At 61.5% G+C, this 22,284-nt stretch carries 17 protein-coding genes; 8 read left to right on the plus strand and 9 right to left on the minus strand.

From position 1 onward, the window contains the following. Nucleotides 1-364: MBL fold metallo-hydrolase (locus tag GGR40_RS20135; protein WP_429278039.1), on the plus strand; the 364-nt coding region annotated here is incomplete at its 5' end. A 367-nt stretch (nt 365-731) separates the two neighbouring features. After that, nucleotides 732-2,087: a hypothetical protein gene (locus GGR40_RS20140; RefSeq protein WP_429278040.1), complete on the plus strand. Its 1,356-nt coding sequence runs from the start codon at nt 732-734 to the stop codon at nt 2,085-2,087. A 9-nt stretch (nt 2,088-2,096) separates the two neighbouring features. Here GGR40_RS20140 and GGR40_RS20145 read toward each other — a convergent pair whose 3' ends face one another. The 6 genes from GGR40_RS20145 to GGR40_RS20170 form a co-directional block, all read right to left on the minus strand. Further along, on the minus strand, nt 2,097-3,455 hold the full coding sequence (locus GGR40_RS20145) for an anti-phage deoxyguanosine triphosphatase (RefSeq protein WP_429278041.1): 1,359 nt from the start codon (nt 3,453-3,455) through the stop codon (nt 2,097-2,099). Next, nucleotides 3,452-4,840: a hypothetical protein gene (locus GGR40_RS20150; protein ID WP_429278042.1), complete on the minus strand. Its 1,389-nt coding sequence runs from the start codon at nt 4,838-4,840 to the stop codon at nt 3,452-3,454. The genes GGR40_RS20145 and GGR40_RS20150 overlap by 4 nt, the downstream gene beginning before the upstream one ends. A gap of 108 nt (nt 4,841-4,948) precedes the next feature. After that, on the minus strand, nt 4,949-5,221 hold the full coding sequence (locus GGR40_RS20155) for a hypothetical protein (protein WP_429278043.1): 273 nt from the start codon (nt 5,219-5,221) through the stop codon (nt 4,949-4,951). Between the two features lie 442 nt (nt 5,222-5,663). Then, entirely contained in the window at nt 5,664-9,869 is a 4,206-nt protein-coding gene (locus GGR40_RS20160) for a DEAD/DEAH box helicase (protein WP_429278044.1), read from the minus strand. A 32-nt stretch (nt 9,870-9,901) separates the two neighbouring features. After that, nucleotides 9,902-11,965 carry a hypothetical protein gene (locus GGR40_RS20165; RefSeq protein WP_429278045.1) on the minus strand — a complete coding sequence of 688 codons (2,064 nt, stop codon included), beginning with the start codon at nt 11,963-11,965 and terminating at the stop codon, nt 9,902-9,904. Between the two features lie 225 nt (nt 11,966-12,190). After that, complete coding sequence (locus tag GGR40_RS20170) at nt 12,191-12,373, minus strand: hypothetical protein (protein WP_429278046.1); 183 nt, start codon at nt 12,371-12,373, stop codon at nt 12,191-12,193. A 235-nt stretch (nt 12,374-12,608) separates the two neighbouring features. Here GGR40_RS20170 and GGR40_RS20175 point away from each other — a divergent pair, with 235 nt between their 5' ends. Next, nucleotides 12,609-14,552 carry a tetratricopeptide repeat protein gene (locus tag GGR40_RS20175; protein WP_429278047.1) on the plus strand — a complete coding sequence of 648 codons (1,944 nt, stop codon included), beginning with the start codon at nt 12,609-12,611 and terminating at the stop codon, nt 14,550-14,552. Nucleotides 14,553-15,350: 798 nt separating this feature from the next. Here the strand turns inward: GGR40_RS20175 and aroC are convergent. Then, nucleotides 15,351-16,445 carry a chorismate synthase gene (gene aroC, locus GGR40_RS20180; protein WP_429278048.1) on the minus strand — a complete coding sequence of 365 codons (1,095 nt, stop codon included), beginning with the start codon at nt 16,443-16,445 and terminating at the stop codon, nt 15,351-15,353. A 156-nt stretch (nt 16,446-16,601) separates the two neighbouring features. Here aroC and GGR40_RS20185 point away from each other — a divergent pair, with 156 nt between their 5' ends. The 4 genes from GGR40_RS20185 (at nt 16,602) to GGR40_RS20200 (ending at nt 18,507) form a co-directional block, all read left to right on the plus strand. After that, nucleotides 16,602-16,922: an antibiotic biosynthesis monooxygenase family protein gene (locus GGR40_RS20185; protein ID WP_429278049.1), complete on the plus strand. Its 321-nt coding sequence runs from the start codon at nt 16,602-16,604 to the stop codon at nt 16,920-16,922. Nucleotides 16,923-17,017: 95 nt separating this feature from the next. Then, complete coding sequence (locus GGR40_RS20190) at nt 17,018-17,368, plus strand: arsenate reductase (protein ID WP_429278050.1); 351 nt, start codon at nt 17,018-17,020, stop codon at nt 17,366-17,368. Between the two features lie 18 nt (nt 17,369-17,386). Beyond that, nucleotides 17,387-17,995, plus strand: a complete 609-nt coding sequence (gene pnuC / locus GGR40_RS20195) for a nicotinamide riboside transporter PnuC (RefSeq protein WP_429278051.1) — start codon at nt 17,387-17,389, stop codon at nt 17,993-17,995. Continuing rightward, nucleotides 17,992-18,507 (plus strand): AAA family ATPase, encoded by a 516-nt coding sequence (locus GGR40_RS20200; protein WP_429278052.1) that lies wholly within the window; start codon nt 17,992-17,994, stop codon nt 18,505-18,507. The genes pnuC and GGR40_RS20200 overlap by 4 nt, the downstream gene beginning before the upstream one ends. Before the next feature lies 1 nt (nt 18,508). Here the strand turns inward: GGR40_RS20200 and ubiG are convergent, their stop codons facing one another. Further along, entirely contained in the window at nt 18,509-19,258 is a 750-nt protein-coding gene (ubiG, locus tag GGR40_RS20205; RefSeq protein WP_429278053.1) for a bifunctional 2-polyprenyl-6-hydroxyphenol methylase/3-demethylubiquinol 3-O-methyltransferase UbiG, read from the minus strand. An 82-nt stretch (nt 19,259-19,340) separates the two neighbouring features. Here ubiG and GGR40_RS20210 point away from each other — a divergent pair, with 82 nt between their 5' ends. Beyond that, nucleotides 19,341-20,600: an aspartate kinase gene (locus tag GGR40_RS20210; RefSeq protein WP_429278054.1), complete on the plus strand. Its 1,260-nt coding sequence runs from the start codon at nt 19,341-19,343 to the stop codon at nt 20,598-20,600. 23 nt (nt 20,601-20,623) lie between these two features. Here the strand turns inward: GGR40_RS20210 and GGR40_RS20215 are convergent, their stop codons facing one another. Continuing rightward, nucleotides 20,624-22,174, minus strand: a complete 1,551-nt coding sequence (locus GGR40_RS20215) for a hypothetical protein (protein ID WP_429278055.1) — start codon at nt 22,172-22,174, stop codon at nt 20,624-20,626. Between the last annotated feature and the right edge of the window lie 110 nt (nt 22,175-22,284).

Consider the following 22,284-nt stretch of genomic DNA (forward strand, 5'->3'; position numbering starts at 1 on the left):
GTTCATGCTGCAGGCCTTTGGCAGGACGGTCTATTTCGCCGGGGACACGGGCTATGGCACAGGTGCGATTTTTCGCGACTTGCGGGCGCGCTTCGAGCCGGTCGATGTCGCGATCCTGCCGATCGGAGCCTATGCGCCGCGCTGGTTCATGGCAGCCCAGCATACCGATCCCGACGATGCCATCCAGATCATGCTGGATCTGGAAGCAAAGGCGGCGGTCGGCATGCACTGGGGGACATTCAAGCTGACGGACGAACCCTGGGACGAACCCGCCCGGCGACTGACGGCAGGCCTGCACGCACGCGGCATCGACGCGGCGAGATTTGTCCCCATGCGCCCTGCTGAAACAGCCGAATTCGAATAGCTACATGCCGGGCGCTTGTACACCGTCGACCCATGTCGGCCATTCGGGTGTCGATTTGTCATTCCCACATGCGGTCCGTCCGCTTTCCCCAATAGGGATGCTCAAGATGGCCGCTAGCCCGCTGGTCTACCTCTCAGCAATGTTTCGGCTTGCAGATAAAATATGACTATCAACGGTGGCATTATCCAAGCTGTGCGATGTGGAACAAGAACGGTTCTCACTTCCCCTCATGCTTGACATGAGAACATACAAAGAACATTCACTTGTTAAAATAGCCAAGCGATAGCCTGATCGATATTGGCTCGCGGTCAACCCATTTGCGGGCCAAGGCCGTTTGTGGCACGCTTGGATCTGATGAGGAGTATGCATGCACCTGCGCAAAGACGAATCGCTTGATGCGCTGGCTGAGAAGGGAAATGTGGCCCAATTTGTGAGCTTTGTTCCTGAGCAGAGGGGCCCACGTCAAGCCTATCTTCGTATTCTCGGCCATGCTCCCAACCAAATGTTTCCCGATTCGCGCACTGCTGTGGCAGCCCTGTTCGAGCGAGCGCTCGATGGTACGGTCAATGTCCGCAGCTACACGCCCGACAGTCCGCGAAGCCGTGAGTTCGTCTATGCATTGAAGACGGTTGACGATGTCCTGGCAGTGCTTGAACGGCTTACAGCCGAGGGACTCTTCACGATCGCCAATGAGACGATCAACGTCGAGGATGGCGGCGTCTCGGGGGTCATTCAGGGCGGCGTGATCGAGTTCGCGCCCGACGATACACCACGGTGCGTCGAAAAGCCCGGCACCGTGTCGCTACCCCAGGCGCTAGGGTTCAATCTCCTCAAGACCGTTTATGGTTTCGCGCCCGATCTTGGCGGCGCGACAGGTCGTGTCGAGTTCAGTATTCATCCACAGCCGCGCGGCTGGCGGGCGACGCACACGCTTCTTTGGGAACAGGAAGACACGGGCGACGAGTCGGCCTTAGCGACCTATCAATGGCCCAACCGCTTCAGCCGTCATATTGGTGACAAGCTATATGGCCTTCTCATGGCGCATCTCTGCGGTGCTGCCGTGCCGAGAACCATGGCGCTGCCGCGACGGGTTGCTCCATTCGTGTTCGGCGCTGAGACGGGCTCGCATGAAAGCTGGATCCGGACCTGCCCGACCGAACAACAGCCGGGACTGTTCACCACCCACCGCGGCTGGCTCGATCCCTATAAGCTCCTAGCTGAGGAAGATCCCAACGGCACGGCAATCGCGTCCGTACTCGCACAGGCCGGCGTGCGCGCGCGTTATGCAGGCGCCAGCCTTGTGACCGCCGATGGGCGGATCGTGGTCGAGGGCGTTTCGGGCGTTGGCGATGCTTTCATGCTCGGCACTCATTTGCCCGAGGCATTACCGGGAAGCATTGTGTCCGACGTCCTTCGTGCCGGCGAAGCCTTGGCCGATGCCTTCGGACCGATCCGCACAGAATGGGTGCATGATGGCGAGCGGGTCTGGATCGTTCAGCTCCATCGCGGCGCGACGGAAAGCACTGAACATGTCCTAGTGCCTGGCGAGCGCGCGCACTGGATCGGCTTCGATGCGGCATCCGGCCTCGAGGCGTTTCGCGCGCTCCTCGCTGACATCAACGGGGAATCCGGCGTCGAGATCATGGGCGCGATCGGTATGACCAGCCATATGGCGGACGTGGCGCGCAAATCAGGTGTACCTACGCGCGTGATCGCGGCCTGAGACGATCCTTTAAATCCGGTCGAAGACCGATCCCATGCGTGGGCTAAATAAGCGCTCATAGGTGCGCAGGAGCGTGCCGTCGGTGAAGCCTGCTATATGGTCGCACAGAAGCCGCATCGGAGCACCGGCCTCTGCAAAGGACCTCGCAAGGGCCGGAGGTAGGAGCCGCATCGGATCGCTGGCAATGGCTTCGAATACCGCCATGACCATGCGCTGCCCTTTGAATTCGAGATGCTGGACACGCGGACTGTCGATGACCTTGAGCACGATCAGATCCTGCAGGGCTTGGAGCAGCGTCTTTGCGCCCGGCTCGAGAACGGCGCGCCACCGCAAGAGCGGTTCGGCAAAGACTGGCTCCTCGGTCACGCGGATCGAGCGGATGAAATAGTGCACGAGCCGGCCGATTGCGGCCTTGCGGGCACTCGGCGCACCGAAGAGCCGATCGATGAGTTCCGCGCGGTCTGCTCGCCCCCCGATAACCAACGGTCGATGTCGGAGGCTGGTCTCGAGATGATCGCAGAGCGGCGCATCGACCGCGGCGCTGAAATCCTCGCGGTCGATAAAGCCGAGAGCAATCGCGTCCTCCAGATCATGGACGCCATAAGCGATATCATCAGCGGCATCCATGATGGTGCAATCGAAGGATTTATGCTGCGTCGCCCCGTGCTTTCCGGGTTTCGGCGTCACTGCCACGAACGCATCGCGGTCTGAGGAAGAAAGCGGTTGGAGTACCCAGTCCAGCGCGGCAGCGTCTTCGTCATAGCAGGATTTAGCGGGCTTGCAGCTCGTACTATCCAAGACGGCGATCATCGTTGGTGCCGTCACGAGGCGCGGAACGATGTCTAGGTTCGCGACGGTAGCGCGAAGCGCGGGATACTTGAGCAGTCCCAAGAGCGCTCGCCGCGTCAGGTCGGCGCCGTTCACATCCGAGAAATTTTCTAGCTGCGAGAGCAGCCGCAAAGTCTGGGCATTTCCCTCGAAGCCGCCTGCATCGCGAATACAATAATTGAGCGCGAGTTCGCCGCCATGCCCGAAGGGTGGATGGCCAATGTCATGCGCCAGGCCTATCGCCTGGATGAGAGGCGCTGGCGGGATCAAGCCCGCGATCGGTTCAGATAAAGCTTGCGAGCGAAGCTGCTGTGCTATTCCTTCGGCGATCTGCGCCACTTCCATCGAATGGGTGAGGCGGCTGCGATAAAAATCATCGTCCCCGAGTGAGAGGATCTGGGTCTTGCCCTGGAGGCGACGAAAGGCGCCGGAATGGATGACGCGCGCATAGTCGATCTCAAAATCGGTCCGGGCATCGTCATCGTGCCGGACCCGGCCGCTGGCGCGCAAAGACCATAGCTGGAGGTCCGGACGCGTCATGTCGTCACCGCGCCCATTACGGTAAAGAAACACAGCATGGTGAGCGCGAAAGCGGCTGCAACCAGCAGGAGATGGTAGAACAGAAGGAACAGCCACTGCCACAATAGCGAGCCGAACAGTGTGACCGCGAGGGCTCTACCGAACTGCGACAACATGCGCTGCCCCGCATTGTAGATGCCCGCGCGTCCGTCCAGCAGGAAATAGGCGATGGCCATCAGAAGACAAATCATGACGGCGAAGCCGGTGAGCGCCGGATTCGCGGCGAGCCAGGGAAGCCAGGGATCGACGGCGCCCAGGGTTGTCCGATCCCAAGCGGCGCCTTTTACCAAGGGAGGCATTGAACCATTATGAGCGCTGACAAGCGAGCTCACGAGCGCGGTAGTAGCGATGAAGATCGTCGGCGCAGCGATTGCGATTTGGATCTTTTGGGTTAGCCGCGTCGCGTTGACATCGATGCTGGCTTTGATGGAATCTTTCAAATGCTTGAAATCATAGTCGTGCACCGAAGTCGATTTCTCGAAACGCTGCCCCTCGCCCTGCGTCCGGACATGGCCCATCAGTGAGGCCTGAAATGCTTCCGCATAAGCGATGATGCCGAGCGCCTTGCGCTGATCCGTCAGGCCGCCTTCACGGTTGAGCCGTTCGATTTCGCGTGAAAGGCTCCACAACGTTTCCCGGCGCCAAGCGATTTCGTCGCTATGGTCTCGCTCCTTACGAGAGGAATCGAAGCGGAAGAGCGGCGTAATCTGATCCGAGGTGGCGTCGTGATGGGTGTGATCGTGAACGACATCCTTGATGAAATAATAGGCTTGGGCGGCCAGCCAATCGAGCTGCTTCTCGATGTGCGCGGCAGGCGTGCCTGCCGCACCGACGTCGCCTGGCTGGGCATCATACCAGACCCGGCACTCTCCTGTGCGCATGAGTGCGAATTGAAGGACGATCGCCGGCCCTGCGTCCTCAACACAGCCCATGATTTCGATACGGTGAGCATCGATGGTCCGATCGGTCGCTTCCGCATCGCCGTTGATATCGGGATCGTAAGACCGGATATTCAGCTTGCGATTAACTTCCTTCAGGAGGGCCGTTTGGGTCTGCCTTAATCGCTTGTTCTCAAGGTAGGACAGCATCCGTACGGTTCCGCGCAACAGGCCTTGCCGATCCCTTTCCGGTTCGGGTTCGCCCTCCTTCATGATCGGGATGTCGGTCACTTCGGTAACGGCGTCCAGAACCCAATGGAGCGCAATGTCAGGATTGAGCCAGGCGGCAACGCATTTGGGCAGCGGATAGTCGTTGATGACGCGGTGCTGGTGCACCATCATCACGCGCGATGGCCGTGCGCGATAAGGCTCTGTGAAGGTGCAGGCATCCTTCGCGGCCCCGATCATGCTATAGGAAAGGTGGCTCCTCACATTGGGAACCCAGCCAGCGTAGCTACGATAAGCACCCGTCCACGGGTCCGGTTTCAGAGCCTCCCCCATCGGTCCCGTCCAGAATCAAAAGATATCTTTGGAGATTGTCCGGGTTTCTCGGATGACGAACTTGCCGTTCCGATAGCGTACGCCAACGCCCGCACGCGTTGGAACGAGCGAGCTACTATCCTGGCGACGAACCTTCGCAAACATGAAACGCGGCAAAGTCACACCGGCGCGGCCAAATTCGCGCGCTTCAGCCGTTCCCCCGCGCCAAATCCGCGCCATTGCCGCAACGAGCGACATCAGAAGCCAGAGCAGAAGCGGCAGGGCAATGATTGCTACAAGGATCATCATTGTTCTCATTAAGTTCGTGCTACCCCAGAAGTTGCCCCAACACAACAATATGTCGCCCAACATACTCCACTCGCCGCTCGAATCTCTCCTTATGTCCGTCGCATAACACGGATTATCTAACCGGCGTCAGGCGATATTCAGAAAAGACCACCGCTTTTGAGGCAACGACCGGTTCGGAACGACATGAACGCCGAGGCGCTCACGTCAGCCATTTAAACGATCATCGCCGCACGCCGGCAGCGAGGAATTCCTAAACGGTTCCAGCGGCAGTGTAAGCGATCAAGCTCGACGAGGCATCGGATTCCTTCCAATTCGACATTAAACTGGAAGAAATACTGGCTGTGAATACGTCCCTGATCGTCACGCCTAAAAATATAATCCACCCGTCTTTTAATGATCTGCGATCCATACTCAATGCAATATTCCAATCTATAATTTACATTTACTTGCGAAATCTAAGTGAACCACTTTTCCGGACCACTCTTTGTCCGTCTATGAACGGGATTTCACAGTTGGTGCGATCGTCGAGGAAAGTCTCTGCGAAGTATTTCAAAAGACGCGAATCGCGCATTACCTCGAGATCACCGGGAAGGTGGTTGATCACCTCCTGGCTCGCCAACACCACCAGCTTGGCGCGGGGCCGCGAGGCCATGACGTTGAAACGATTGAGCGACAGGAGGAACTCGTCCTCGTCAGCGATCGCGTCAGGATCACCCAGCGCATAACTGGCTATGATCACATCACGTTGCTGCCCCTGGAAACGCTCAACGGTGTTTACTGCGCTGCGAATGAGCCCGCTGTCGTCACCGAGCGGTTCGAAGAGGGACTGGAGCTTGGACACCACCAGCGCCTTATGGGCGCGGTGCGGCGTTACAACGCCGACAGCGTCGGTCCAAAAGCTCTTCGCGTCATGCAGCCCGAGGCCAGTCGCATGCGGGTCCGCTTCGAGACCAGCGCCGAGATGGCTCCGAAGCATCCAGAGCAGCGCCGCCACGGTCTGGGCTTCGAAGTCATTCCACTGGCTGCTGCGTCCTTCCGGATAAATGAAGGCCGAAACCGGCTGATTGGGCTCCAGCAAACGAGCGAGTTCGGTACCGAACGCAAGACCTCCGGGCCAGTTCGCAGGTGCTATCGCAGGGAGCGGCGTCTCCAGCCGCATACGCAGATCAGGAAACCGAGCGGTCAGGCCGGCTGGATAACCGGCGAAGCGCCCGAAGCCGACGATCACGCTGTTCGAACGGTAGTTCTCCAATAGATCTTTTGAAGCCACCCCTCGATGGTCCGCGACGAAGTCGTAAATGGATCCAACGAGCTTTTCGAGACCGAGGGGGGCCTGCACTGCCTGTATAGGCGGTAGCTGCTTGGGGTCGCCGACAACAATTGTCGAGCCGCCTTCGGCGAGCGGTGCCAAGGCGAGCACGGCGTTCGCCATGTCCATTTGGGACGCCTCGTCGATCAGTACCACGTCGAAGAGCGGCTGGGCCACATTGCCCTTTAGGCCGGCAAACTTAGTTACCTGCTGAGGTGGCGCCGACACAATCGTGGACGTGGTCCCGGCGACCAGCAGATCGTGCAGGTCGCGGATGCCGGGCGCATCCTTATCATTAAGGAGATTGACGCCCACCGGCAGGCCCGGAGCATCTTCCTTCGAACCGGAACGCAGACGAGCCAGTCGCACCTTGCCCGTCGTCGCCTCTCCGAGTGAGATTATCTGGTGGAAGGTGCGCAACACGACATTGTCGGTCGCATCGTAGGTGTTGCTCGTAACGAGGATCCGGATCGCCCTACCAGCAGCGTTAGCTTCTAAAAGCAGCCCGAGCAGAATGGCGCGCAACGTCTGCGACTTTCCCGTTCCGGGCGGCCCCCAAATAAGAGCGACGCGTTTCTCCATCGCCTCGCGCCACGCATCCCACTGGCTATCGTTGAGCTTGGTATCGAGAGATTCCAGCGTCGCCCGTGTCGCTGCAGTATTCCTGCCTGTAGGAACGAGCGCCGCATTTTTCGTATCCCAAAGCACCTCCGCCACGGGCACATGCGCGGTCGCAGTCTTGGGCGCTGCCTTCCCGATGACGTTGGCTGTCGGCGTTCCAGCACTCATCGCTAAAGGCGGATTGCCGATCGCCTTGAGCGCAGTCTCGAGCCTTCCCGTCAGGAAGTCTTGGACCCGTCGGTCGAGGACGACGTCACGGCGCAGGTCAAGCGTTGATTCGATCTGTCGCAGATAGGTATCGACCTCTGGTTTGAAGGATACGGCGACTAGCCGGGCGTCGCGGTCGATGGCGAGCAATTGCGTTCCCGTCAGAGACCCGGCGAAGCCGAACTCCCTGATCCAACCCGGTAGATCCAAAGCGAGCGGAACGCCGCCGGTGAACTCGCCGATCCTGCGCGAATAGAAGTCCGGTACGGAAGCGGGCGAGAGCGCGCAGAGGAAGTCGCCCTCCTCAAACTTGGCTTCGCGGGATCCCTCGGCGAGCGTATAGATTCGTACCCCAGGACGCAGCGCGATCCCGAGCGTCGATGCGGCGGTAGCTAGGTCAGCGCCGGTGAGCTCCACCTCCAATCGTGCGGCAAGATACTTGGCCTCCCGCTCGTGCACGGGCATTGCCAAGGAAATAGCGTGCTCCAGACTGATGACTTGGGCATTGAGCCCAGCGAAGGCATACCAGATCTGCCCGTCGGCACTTACCCTCTGGAGCGATGCCGGCGGCTTGATCTCCACGATCTTCGGCGCACGGCTACGCAATTGACCCTGGAGGTCGAGGCGCAAGCGCCACATGACGGAATGAAGGGCATGCAGCTTCATCGTCACCGTCGAACGCAGCTGGGTGATCTGCTGACTCCATGGACGAGGCTGCCCCATCTTGGTCCAGATCTCGTGCGCCCGCTCCGACGGGACCTGATCAGACAACGGATCCTCAAAGATCACAGGCACGCGGAACTCAAATGGCGTCCCACCAGGCTTCGGCGGCGGCGCATAGGTGCGCGCTAGTCCGAGCAACGAGTAGTAGTGCGGAATGGGTGCCGCCACCAGCGCCTGGACCGCGTTGCGGACGATGGTTATGGGCGCATTTGCCGAGCGCAACTTTGCGTTCTCTATAATCTCCTCTGGCGGAAACAACCACGCCAGCTTCTTGAGATTGCCGTCGGCCAGGACGTGCTGGAGGTTGCGGCCAATCACGCGTAGCATGTGCTCGTAGGTGACGGTGTCCCAGATGTAGATCTGGACCGTCGCGTCCGCCTTGGCCTTCGCCGCATCGGAGAGCGCCCTTTCGACATAGGCGAGGAAGCTCATCAGCTCGCGAGTTTCACTCTGGACGCTGCGCGTGTCGTTCACGAAGACCTGCGCCTCGACCTTCTCGCGTTGACCGTTGATATTTGAATGGCCGCCGACGCCGAAGGCCAGTGTCAGGCCGCTACCGACATCGAAATCGGCCGACAGATAGAGATTGAGGTCCGCCCAGTTCGGAATGACGGCTGACGTGCCCGAGCCGGCGGGAATATCGCTGGTACCGGTCGCAAGCGAGTGCGCACGGCCCGCAACGACTGTCCGTGTGGCTCGCAGTTTTGGATGGCAGTCGAACACCGCGTCGTCGGCCTGCAGTGGAGCCAGCGAGACAGTGGTACTGATGTTGCGGTCGCCAAGTGCGCGCCGAGCGCCGCGGGGGAGAAAGGCGATGGAACTGAGATGCCCCTGCGCCTCGGCCATGGGCATGCAGTGATCCGGATGTTCCGCAGTGGTCGCGTTCCATACATAGCCCAGATACTCGCAGCCGCTGCAGCCGGTGCCTACATGCCAGTCGAGATCCTTCCAAGGACTGGCCAGCGCCTGAGGAAGCTCCACTACGAAGAAGTGCCTGAGTCGCGGTGAGAAGACGTCGATCTCGAGCGTCTCGATGTCCTCGCCCAGCGCGGTAGCCAATTCGTCCGCGGTTGGTGTGGTGCCCGCTCTGAGTCGATCCGCCTTGAGCCGAACGATCGCCGCCGCGTCGTGCGATCCCGGCCAGATGGCCGCCTCGGCGACGACCGCGTATCTGTCGGCAAAACCGTTGTCGGCAAGCCAGCCTGCCAGCGCCAACGAGTAGTAGGTGATCTCCGCAAAGTACGACGCGCTCGGCTCGGCAGTCATCTTGATGTCAATGACGCGCAATCCGATCCGACCATCCGCGTCGTGGACTGAGCCATCTGCCTCCACGATCCGGCCCACGTCTGCGGGGGAAAGGACCTGAATCAAGTCGGGCACTAGCTTCGCAAAGCCTAGAGAATGCGTGACAACCAAAGCGTCGATGCCGATGGCAGTTTGAAAGCCTAGGCCAACATCGAACTCGGGCCTAACCAGAAACGCACCAGGCTGCGCCCGGGACATCACGTTCTGTAATTTTTGGTCTTGGAACTCTGTTCCGGTCACGGTGCCTATGACCGATGCAACACCGAACGTGCTCTGCAGATCCTTGAGCTTATCCTGCTCCCAGCGGCTGCCTTCCTGAGTCAGCGCCGCCATTCCGGCGCGAGCGACAGTCTTCGGCGGCATGCCCTGTGCATCGCGCTCCGGCTGATACTGTTTGTTTTCCGGCGAAAGGAGAAGACGAAGTTGACGAGAACAATCGGTCCTGAAGTAATTGCTGACCACACGTTTGCTGAGATACGGCATTGACTTCCCCCAATTACTTTTCTCAACTAAGTTCAGCGCAGAGCATCCTCAAGCGTGATCGGCTCCGATCGTCTCTGTCTTCGCCTCGGAGCCAATGCCTTGCCGACAAGCGCGGCCCTACGCAGTGCGGTCGCGTCGATCGCGTTGAAAGGCAGGGCCAGGTCGCCGTACCGTTTGAGCCACACCGTGACCTCTGCCTCAACCTCGGCCACTTCCTGCTCCCAGACTTTTAGGACGGGAGTAGGCTTGGCACCGTGTCGAAGGACGAATACCGCGTCCCAGAGCCCGCGCTCGCCCTGCGCATGCAGGCCGCTGCCAGCTTCGCCCGGCATGGGCAGAACGCTTGTGATCCGCAAATCGGTGCGAGCTATTGCCTCCGCGAGCGCCTGCCAAGCTGGAGCATCGGTATGCCGGTAAGAGAACGCGACGATGCCGTTGCGCTTCAGCACCCGGGCGATCTCTTCGAAAGCCCGCCCCAGTCCATCCGTGTAGCGTTCGACACTCCCGGCACGCGACTTATTGGCGACGAGGCTATTGGCCAATATGTCCTGTTGCTCGCGGGGGTCGAGCACCTCGAGGCATTGTAGCCATGGGCCAAAGAAGCGCGCGAGTTCGGAATAGGCGATGTTGTCGAAATAGGGCGGATCCGTCATGACGACGTCGATGGATTTGCTCGGGAGAAACGCGAGATTGCCCGCTGTCCCCATGTGAATTTGGTTCTTCCGCCGACGGGCCCGCGTGGGTACATTGACGAAGGCTTTCGCTCCCAGCGGCTCCTTGGGACTACGCGCGTAGGCGGCGGCGGCAGTGAGCTTGCGGATAGCGTTAGGAAATGTGCCGCGCCCCGCCCGCTCGATCCATGGATTGAGCTCGACCGGACGTTGGATATGCCGGAACGCTCGTAGCGAGAACAGCGGCGTGAGACGCCGCCATCCTCCAGCGTAGGACGCCATCATGCAATTCGTGGTCAGATGATCGCTGAACGCCATCGCGACCGCGCTGCGCAGAGGATGTTCAAGAAGCGAGATCTCTTTGGCTAGCAGGCCGAGATGCAGCAGCTGTCGGGCATTGAAAAGGTCGCGCCAGCGACAATAGCCATAGGCGCTCAACCGTTCGTCCGACCAGCCCGACGTGTCTATCTCGTCGCCCGGGATCAACACCTCTCCTGCCAACTCTGCTTCCGCGAGTGCCACCTTTGCACGCTCGTACTGGCGCACGTCCTCGTCGATGGCTTTTCGGAAGGTGCGCTCCGACATGGGCACCATGCGCACGCTGGCGTCGCCCGCGATCGTCTCTACCGCAAAAAGCCGCCAGCGCGGGGCGCCACCACGCCGTCCATACTCAATGAGCTGATCGCTGTGCTCGCAGTGAGGGCATTCGGCCCGCCCCCGCAGGACAGTTCCGCGATCGCAATCGGTACGGTTTCCGCAGCTGTCGCATTCGAATGACGCGGTGCGCGCGGGTAGATCGTGGATTGCGCCGCAGGCGGAACAGAAAGCGTGGCGCGTCGTGCCGTCGTCAGCAAGGACGTAATTGGGATGTGCATCGAAATGGCTTCCGCAGCCGGCACACTCCACGACCTGTACCCAGAAGTGGTGCAGCACTTGGTCGCCGTATCTGACGTGAAACTCTGCAAGGCGGCTCCCGACCCGTTCCTTCAGATCGGTGAGGGTAGCGCCCAAATCCGGTAGGTCTGCCGCCCCTAACTCCAGGCGGCTGACTGCGCATGCAACAGGATCTACGTCACAGCCGTATGCTGTGGCGCCGAGCCGGGATGCCTCGAAAACCGACGTACCGCCACCGACGAAAGGGTCCAGTACCTTCAAGCCGGTAAGATCTGCGCCTCCGTAATAAAGTTCCCCGAAATCGGCATCCGGCTCCGACGTGACGCCGATGAGCAAGCTGCGAAACACCGATCCCAGTCTGCGCGCGAACCATTTGTGTGCGGTGTAGATCGGGCGAGGCCGCCGCCCTTCGCGAATGGCAAACGCGACGAGTTGCTCTATCGGAAGCTGCCCAGCCTCCACGAGAGATTGCCTACTGACCCGTGCGCTTTTTCGCGTCGTCTTTTCTCTTTGCTTCAGGGCCATCGGCATTCTCTTTCCTCTTGGACATTCCTCCAAGTATTCAGTGGCAACAAAGGTCATTTAAAGAGGGAGCTCTTCCGCGTCCAGCCGCACCTCAAGAGATCGAATGGTTTGAAGATCGCGGCATTCGAGACCAGCGCGAAAGCCCGCTTACCTTAATCGAGCAAGCGCCAGAAACGCGAGGCGATGGGGTCGGCGTAGGCGTCTGCTTTCTCGGTGGCATTGTTCGTCATGCTACGCCTCGGGTTCGATCCTGCCGCAGCCTTGGGCTTTGTGCGCGGCGAGTTCTTCGCGAAAGATGCGATCGGCTTCGCGCGCGGCACGGCGGGCTTGCGCTGGCGCCCATGGCAGGATGCCGGCCTGAAGCGCGCTGAAATCAGCCATGAACACATCGAAGCATTCGGCGAACTGTGCCATCAACCTAGCTTCTTCCGGCGTGACGGCGTGGCCTTCAGGTTCATCTGCATAAAATCGTACAGAAGTCCGCGAGTCTACTCGACGACGGCAAGAGATATTGTGGAGAGGTCGCGCCATCGACCGTTTGTTCCCTTTCTGTGCTTTTCATTCTAGTCTATCGTCGACGCCGCACGCTGGGCGGCCACGAGGCCGACTTCCGGAATTCGGTTTCAATCTGACGCTGAGAAGAGATGGCATGAGTTCGTTCGATGATCTGCCCAAACGCGACCGCAACCACGCCTTGGACGACGAAACCGAAGCAGCGTTTCAGGCGCTTATCGCGCAAAGCAGCGACTTCGTTCTCCAAGGATCGGACCGGAAGGACTATGGTACCGATTGCCAGATCGAAGCGGTCATTGATGGTCATGCGACGAATGTCCGCGTGCATGTCCAGCTCAAGGGCACCGAGCGTGCCCTCAATGCCGACAACTCGCTCAGCATTTCGGTCGATCGGGCCAACCTGAATTATCTTATCGCGCAGCCCTACAGCTTCTATGTGGCCTATCACGCACCAACGAAATCCCTTCGCGTCAGCTTCGTCGAAGCCGTGCTGCGTCAGTATGAGCACAGCGGCAAGAACTGGACCGTACAGCGGACCCTAACGATCCCTTTCATCGAGGAGCTCACGTTAGAACGCCTCGCCCGGCTGGCCGACCTTGCTCGCTCTGGTTCACGAATTGCTCGTGACAGCAGGATCGCGCAGTCGACGGCGACACCCGAGGCACTGCCTGGCCTATTGCGGACGGCCATGCCGCAGCTTCATGTGCCGGAAGATTCGGCGCTCGCGCGGCAGCTTGCCGAGCAGCTTTACGACAGCGGCGCGGACATGGTCCTGAGCGCCGCTTTCGAACAGCTCCACGCCGTGCTTGGCGCGGATAACGACGCCATGGGCTTCTGCTACATGGCGGAGATCAATCTCGGTATGGGATTTCAGGTGCCCAATACGAAGCGGATCGAGTCAGCCGTGGCGCATTTCCGGTCGAAACTTGCGACGGGCCGCTACCAGCCTGGCAGCCTTCACTATACCATCGGCAATGGGCTTTCGGCGCTGGGCCGCGAAGAAGAGGCCAAGTCCCTTTATATGGCGGCGCTCGACGATCCCGATTTCGCCGGGACGCCGGAGATGGCAGCGCAGTGCTACAAGAATCTCGGCACAAGCTTTGAGCGGCTCGGACAGGAAGACATTGCGGCGGAGCACTATCGTGAAGCGCTGCGATTGAGCCCGAACCTTCCGGAGGCTCATAATGCGCTGGCGCATTATCATCATCGTAATGGCCGCTACGAAGAGGCGCTCGAGTGTTTCGATCGCGTCGTCTTTACGGAGCGACAGATGGGCCGGCCGTCGGCCATTTCTGGCTGGCGCACGAACATCCTGTTTAGCCTCGGTGACGGCCGAGCGGCCTTTCGCGAGATCAATCGTCTGTTGAGCGAGGCGGACGACGCCCCGTGGATTTGGCTTTGGTGCGCGCGACAGGTCGCTGCATTCGGACGCATGTCCGTCGAGACTGCGCGCTTAGCGCTGCCCTTCTGGGATCGCTGCATAGCGGCGCATCCCGAGCTTGGACGTGCGCGAGCAGAGCGGCTGCTGACAAGCTTCTACCTCCGGCAGGAAGGCGAAGATGTGGGTTCGTACGACGCGTTTCGATCAATGTTTGACCAGCATATTGCGAAAGTCGATGCCGAGGATGCTGCGCTGCCCTGGGATCGCCTCGGCCATTGGGCACAGGACGTCGATAAATGGGAAGAAGCGGAACACTGCTACCGCAAGGCCTATGAATTGGAGGGCGGCCACTATGGCTATTGCCTCGGCACTGCGCTCAATTTTCTTGGTCGCTACGAGGAAAGCCGCCCGATCCTTGCCGAGCAGGCCGAGCATCTCCAGCCCGATGCGATGAGCTGGTTCCAACTAGGCGTGGCGAATGGGAACGCCGGGCGCTCGACTGAGGCGATCGCGGCCTATGGGAAGGCGATAGCACTCGATCCTGATTATGACATCGCCATGTTCAACCTGGGCGGCGTCCACTGGAACGACGGCGATCTCATCGCTGCGGCGCGGGTTTGGCGAAAGGCAATCGAGAGATTTCCTGACCATGCCCTCGCCGCAGAAGTGCGGGACAGGTTGCCTCTACTCATGTCGTGACAGCCTCCAGCATTTCGATGAACAGTCATCGATTGCGCGAGACTTGACTCCATGAGCCTCCGACTGGAACAGACGCCGAACTAGAATGGCATAGAAAAGCAGTGAGAGGCGGACAGATCCGCTGGAGGCGATGATATGCAGCGCACAACCAAGATTGCCGATTTCGAGCTGCCGTGGGGTCGCCGACGGTCCAATAACTTGTGGTGACGAACAATCTGGCGTTGGGGTTTGAGGGTTCGAACTTGGATTCCAGCCAGCCGCTTCCTCGCAACGGCGCGATGAACGAGCGGCAGGTTTCAGAGACCTATCTCAAGCCATCTAACGGCCGCTATGTCGGCGTGAGCTTACATCAATGCTTGATCAGGTATGTCCGCTATCCGATCGACAGCGCTCCGAAGCAGACCGTCCCGAAAGTCCCAATTCCCGCCGCTCCTACGCCGTAAAACATGGTGGGAAAGCGCGCCCAAATTCCGGTTGGGGACTCGAACTCCTGCCGAATCCTCACCAACTTTCTTGGGGGCTTACATGGTGGCCCTGATGATAGGGCTGAAAACTAAATTATGAGAATTCAATCTATTAAAGTCTAAATTCGAGTCCCGTAAGCGGCACCATTCACCCGAGGGCGCTTTCCCAAAGACATTGGTGCTTTCCGAGAAGGAAGCGTCGCCCCAGCCAAATTCCGTCATATTGGCAGGCACGGCGCGCTTAGGGCTTTTGCAGGGCTAAGGGTTCTCGATTTCTGGACACAGCCCTTGCCGGAGGTCCGGATGGACCCCCAGGCTGCGATGAGCGCGGCGCTCAGCCGCACTGGCCTCGGTGGAGGAGCTTGTGGTCGGCGAGGATCAGAGCCATCATCGCTTCCACCACAGGAACACCGCGGATGCCGACGCAGGGGTCGTGGCGGCCCTTGGTGAACATCTCGGCGGCGGTGCCGTCGCGGTTGATGGTCTGCTGCGGGGTGAGGATCGAGCTGGTCGGCTTGAAGGCGACGCGGCAGGTCACCGGCTGGCCAGTGGAGATGCCGCCGGCAATGCCGCCCGCGTGGTTCGCGAGGAACTGCGGCGCGCCGTCCGGCCCTTCGGCGGCGGGGCGCATGGGGTCGGCGTTCTGCTCGCCCGAGAGGCGGGCGGCGGCGAAACCGTCTCCGATCTCGATGCCCTTGACCGCGTTGATGCCCATCATCGCCGCCGCCAGATCGGCGTCGAGTTTTCCATAGAGGGGCGCGCCCCATCCGGCCGGAACGCCGGTTGCATAGCATTCCACCACCGCGCCGACCGAAGACCCGCTCTTGCGCGCGTCATCCACTATCTTTTCCCAGCGCAGGGCGGCTGCGGCATCGGGGCAGAAGAACGGGTTGTTGGCGATTTCCGCCTCGTCGAACTTGCCCGGGTCGATCATGTCGCCGCCGATCTCGGAGACGTAGGCGCGGATCGTGACTTCGGGGATGACCAGCCGGGCCACCGCGCCCGCGGCCACGCGGCTGGCGGTTTCGCGGGCGGAGGAACGTCCGCCGCCGCGATAGTCGCGAAAGCCGTACTTGGCGTCGTAGGCGTAATCGGCATGGCCGGGGCGGTAGGCCACGGCCACTTCGGAATAGTCCTTGGAGCGCTGGTCGACGTTGTCGATCATCAGGCTGATCGGGGTGCCGGTGGTGCGGCGCACGCCGTCAGGCGCCTCGAACACGCCGGATAGGATGCGGACCTGGTCCGGTTCCTGCCGCTGGGTGGTGTACCTGGACTGGCCGGGGCGGCGCGCGTCGAGGAAGGGCTGGATCACCGCTTCGTCGATGGCAAGGCCGGGAGGGCACCCGTCGACCACGGCGCCGATGGCCGGGCCGTGGCTTTCGCCCCAGGTGGTGAAACGGAAAAGGCGGCCGAAGCTGTTCACGCTCATAGTGCCTCGCGCCTTGTCGCGAATCGCGCGATTTGTCCAGTGGAGCAGCGCATTGTGCCGAAGCGGCTGCGATCTTCCCGAAGCGGGACAGATCGTGTTCCACAATGGCTTTTTTGGCCTCTTGTAGACTCGGTGTATCGATTGCAGGGAAATGCGATGTTTCTGGTCGTATTTCGTAACCGCAAGCGCCCCGATCTCGACGTCGACGGCTATATCCACGACTCCTTCGCGATGGAGGCGTTGGCAGAGGCGCAGCCGGGGTTCCTGCTGTTTCGCAGCTATACCGCCGACGATGGCGAAGTGCTGTCGATGTCGGAGTGGGAAAGCGAGGCGCATGCCGCCGCATGGTCGCGCAACGCGGAACATCTCATCGTCCAGCGGCGCGGGCGGGACGAGTATTACGAAAGCTATACGCTCTATACCTGCGACGCGCCCAACGTGCAGCGCTTTGAAATGAGCCACGCCGCGCAGGGCTGATCCGCCCGCTATCCTTGCCGCGTTGCTTGGTGTATCGCCGGAACCGTGCGGGCGAACGATGACTTATGCCTGCGAATCAGGGCGATAGGTACGGCATGGCGATCGAGTTCTACGGCATCCCCAACTGCGACACGGTGAAGAAGGCGCGCGTCTGGCTTGACGGGCAGGGGCTTGCCTACACCTTCCACGACTACAAGAAGGAAGGCGCGTCGCCCGAACGGCTGGCGGCGTGGATCGACGCTGCGGGGCTGGGCAAGGTGCTGAACCGCGCCGGCACCACCTTCCGCAAGCTGCCGGACGAGGACAAGGCGGATCTCGATACGTCCAGGGCGATCGCGCTGATGGTAGCGAACCCCAGCACCATCAAGCGTCCGGTGGTCGAACATCCCGGCGGCGTGCTGGTCGGCTTCAGGGAGCCGGAGTGGGCGGCGGCGCTGGCCCGATAAGCGCGCGAGCGGCCCCGCATGAACACGGTGGAATGGATCGCGGCGGCGCTGGGCCTCGTCAACATCGCGCTGCTGGTGCGCCGCAGCGCGTGGAACTATCCGTTCGGCATGGCCATGGTGGCGCTTTACGCGACCGTGTTCTTCGAGGCGAAACTTTATGGCGAAGCGGGGCTGCAGGTGTTCTTCTTCGTCGCGCAGGCGTGGAGCTGGGCGTTGTGGGCCAAAGCGGCTCAGGCCAACGCAGCCCGAGCCGAGCCCGGCGGCGGTGATCACGGGGACGGCGCCGATCAGGTGCCCGTGCGCCGCCTCAGTACGACCGGGCGGCTGGTCTGGCTGACTGGGACTGCCGCGCTGGCGCTTAACCTCGGGTGGGTCATGGACCGGTTCACCGATGCCGCGCTGCCTTATGCGGATACCGCCATCGCCGGTGCCAGCATCGCCGCGCAGATCCTGCTGGCCTTTCGCCGGATAGAGAACTGGGTGCTGTGGATCGCCATCAATGTGGCATCCATCGCGGTCTACATCCACAAGGACTTGTGGCCGACTGCGGGGTTGTACCTCGTATTCCTGCTGATGTCGGTGCTGGCCTTGCGTGAATGGACCGTCGCCTACAGAAGGCAGGCATGAAGACCGTCTGCCTCCACGGCGCCGAAAGCACCGGAAAATCGGTGTTGTGCGAACGCCTCCTCGTCACGCGCGGGTGGCCGTTCGTGCCGGAATATGGGCGTACCTATTGCGAGGAAAACGGCATCGACCTGACGATGACCGACCTGCTCGTTATTGCCGAAGGGCAGGCACGCGCCAATCGCCGCGCACTGGAGGATGACGACAGGTCGCCAGTGCTGCTGCTCGATACCGACCAGCTGATGACGGCCGCCTGGGCGCAGATGCTGTTCGGCGAAGTGCCCGCACAGCTGCTCGCCTATCCCAAGGCCGATCTTTACCTGCTGTTCGAGCCTGACGTGCCCTGGCAGGAGGACGGCACCCGCTTCTTCGGGGCCGACGACGCGCGCGGACGCTTTGCCGCGCTGGCGGAGGAGATGCTGGTGCGTGCCGCGGTGCCCTTCGTGCGGATCGTGGGCACGTGGGCCGAGCGCGAGGCGAAGGCCGTGGCCGCGATCGAGGCGCTGCTGGCCTGAATCAGCGCTTGCGGGCGGTGGCGATGAAATTCAGCGCCAGATCGTCCGACAGGTGCAATCCCTTCACCGGAGACCAGGCGATGCCGCGCGGCGTGCCCAGTTCCAGCCCCGCGTCCCCGGCAAGGTCGCGCAGTTCGTCTGGCGTTACGAACTGGCTCCATTCATGCGTTCCGCGCGGCACCTGACCCAGCCGCTCCGCCGCTTCCACCAGCAGCACGCGCGAACGCGCGGTGCGGTTGGGACAGGACAGGATCATCAGCCCGTCGTCCGCCAGCGCGGCGGCAAGGTGGCCGATGAACGCGGGCTTGTCCGTGACGTGCTCGATCACCTCAAGCGAGCAGACGAGGTCGAAGCCGGATAGGTCCAGCGACCCCAGTTCGCCTGCGCGATAATCGATGGCAAGGCCCATCGCCTGTGCATGGGCGCGGGCGGCGGCAGCATTTTCCGGGGCGGCATCCACCCCGGTGACGGCGGCGCCCATGCGCGCCAGCGGCTCGCACAGCAGCCCGGCACCGCACCCTGCATCGAGCGCGCGCTTGCCTGCCAGCGGCTTCAGGCCGCGCGAATCGGCGCCGAAGTGTCCGTCGATAGCCTCGCGGATGAAGCCCAGGCGCACCGGGTTCAGCTTGTGCAGCATGGCGGAGCTGCCTTTAGGATCCCACCACTCAGCGGCGAGCGAACCGAAGTGAGCGGCCTCCTTCGGATCGATTGTTGCGCGCGGCGGGGTCATCGAGGCAGTTGCATTGTTCATGGCTCCCTCCTAACAGCGCGACCGACTCTTATCCACACTCGCGCATGTCGTGCGGGTCATTTCACAGGGGAGCAACGACGCCTTGGCTCGTATCGTGATGAAATTCGGCGGCACTTCGATGGCCGGGTCCGAGCGCATCCGGCGCGTGGCGGGGATCGTCAAACGCCAGCAGGAAGCCGGACACGAAGTGGCCGTGGTGGTATCCGCGATGGCCGGAGAGACCGACCGTCTCGTCAACTTCTGCCGTGAAGCCAACGCGCTTTACGACCCGGCCGAATACGACGTCGTCGTCGCCTCGGGCGAACAGGTGACGTCCGGCCTGCTGGCGCTGACGCTGCAGTCGATGGGCTGCAAGGCGCGGTCGTGGCTGGGCTGGCAGGTGCCGATCAGGACCGACGACGCCCACGCCAAGGCCCGCATCGAGGAGATCGATTCGGACGCCGTGATCGCATCGATGGCAGCGGGCGAGATCGCCGTTATCCCCGGCTTCCAGGGCGTTTCACCGGACAACCGCGTGACGACGCTGGGCCGTGGCGGCTCGGACACCTCGGCGGTGGCCGTGGCGGCGGCGGTGAAGGCCGACCGCTGCGACATCTACACCGACGTCGATGGCGTCTACACCACCGACCCGCGCATCGTCGCCAAGGCGCGCAAGCTGCCGCTGGTGACGTATGAGGAAATGCTGGAACTGGCCTCGGTCGGCTCCAAGGTGCTGCAGACCCGCTCTGTCTCCCTCGCCATGAAGGAGAACGTGCGCGTGCAGGTGCTGTCATCGTTCATCGACGAGAACGCGCCCGCCGCCGACACCATCCCCGGTACACTGATCGTCAGCGACGAAGAACTAGAAGGAAGCGATATGGAACGCCAGCTCATCACCGGCATCGCTGCCGACAAGAACGAAGCCAAGATCACCCTGACCCGCATTGCAGACCGTCCGGGCGCCGTGGCGTCGATCTTCGCGCCGCTGGCGGATTCCAACATCAACGTCGACATGATCATCCAGAACGTCGCCAAGGACAAGGGCGAGACCGACGTGACCTTCACGGTCCCGCAGGCCGATCTTGCCCGCGCGCAGGCGCTGCTGGAAGAACGCAAGGACGCGATCGGCTACTACCGCATGATCGCCGAAGGCAACGTGGCGAAGATCAGCGTTGTGGGCGTCGGCATGCGCAGCCACGCAGGTGTCGCCAGCACCATGTTCAAGACCCTGGCCGATCGCGGGATCAACATCATCGCCATCTCCACCAGCGAGATCAAGGTTTCGGTCCTGATCGACACCGACGAAACCGAACTGGCCGTGCGCGTGCTGCACACCGCTTACGGGCTGGACGCGGCAGCCTGATCTTTTCCGCGCGGCGGCGGCGGTCAATCGTCGTCACCGTCGCGGGATTTACGCCAGATCGCGTCGACAGCGTCGGCAGCCTCGGCGATTTGGCCTGCGTCAATCAAGGCGATGACCGCGGCCGGCTTGTTATCGTCGTTTCGCCTGTGCGGTGCAAATGCCAGCGGCATCAGCAGGCGGCGCGCGCGCGCGGCGTCACCCTTGTGCAAATCCTCGCGAATCATGGCCCAGGCAATGTCGCCGTTCTCGGGCGCCAGAACGTGAGCGCGCTGCAAGCCGGTGACCGCGTTTTCCGGCACCTGCTCCCCGGCAAACAGAAAGCTGGTGTAATAGCGATAGAACGGCTCGGCCCAGTTCGGGTCGGCACGATTGGCGCGGGCGAACCATTTGCGCCCCGTCGCCCAAGCAGTGTGGTCTCCGGTGTTGGCCTCCACCGCGCGTCCCGTGACTATCCGGCCCTTCAGTACCAGCGCTCGGGCGGAACCCGGGTCCAACTGCAGCGCGCGTGTAGCTAACTGGTCCGCCTCTTCGTACCGCTTGGCGAGCAGGGCGGTTTCGGACAGCAGAATCTGGGCGCGCGCATCGTCGGGGAAGGCCTGAGCCTGCTTCATCACTTCGATGGCGGTGCTCTTGCCATGGCCGCGCTGGATGCCGCGTCGGGCTGCAAGCCATAGCAGCATTGAGCGGCCTTCACCTTCCGACATGGCGCGTACGGTGACGGCGGGGGTCCGGGGCGGCGCACCGATGCGGACCGGCACGATGTCCGCGCGGATGTAGCGATCAAGTTCGTTGTCGAAGGCGTCAAGATCGCCGAAGGCCTGCTGCGCTGCCTGCAGGCTGGGCTTGCCCGATGCCATCGCGGACAGATACCGGCCAAGCTGTCCCGATCTTTCCGGGCGGACCATCAGATAATGTGTCATCAGCCAGGCGCGACCGTAGGTCTGGTCAACGTCCTTGCCGAAACCGAAGACTTCGGGGGCAACGAGCTTGCGCATCGGTATGCGTGAGTCTCTTAGCAGGGATCCGCCGCGATAGCTGGCCGGATAGCCGATCACGGTCGATCCGTCGGCGTCGAACACGGTGTTGGCGTTGAACTCGGCAAAACCTTCAACATACCAATAGGGGTAAGGGCCGGGAGTATTTGCGAGCATGAAATGGTGACTGTACTCGTGCAGCAGAAGGGCTTGAGAGTTCAGATAGCCAACCTGCTGGAACTTGGCCTTTTCTTCCAGTGTCGTGATCACCGTGATCGTTGGGCTGTCCAGCCGCCGGGCATACCAGCCCAGCAGGCCGGAGTTCATGCACCCGCACGCGACCATGAACGATGCCGGCTCAAGGGCATAGATCGCCACCGGACGATTGTGCAGGTCCGGATTGTCGGCGATGTCGTAAAGCCGCCGAAGCGCCATGTCGAAACGTTCGAGCCGGGCGGCGAATTCCTTCGCGCGTTCTTCCGTGCCACTGGTGACAAGGATGAAATGGCTGGTCCGCGCTTCGAACCATGCGGCCTGCGCATCAGTAGTGACCGAGAAAAGCGATGCGGCCGCAATGGCCAGATATTTGAACAACTTCACCAGTGGCCCCCGCCCCAAGACGATCGACTATAAGCCGTTCGGCGCGGGCGTAAAGCGACGCTGCGTGATGCAGCAGGTATTTTCAGGGAAGAATGGCCTCACACCGTTCA

Source organism: Novosphingobium gossypii, from assembly GCF_050433305.1.
Lineage (GTDB): Bacteria > Pseudomonadota > Alphaproteobacteria > Sphingomonadales > Sphingomonadaceae > Novosphingobium > Novosphingobium gossypii.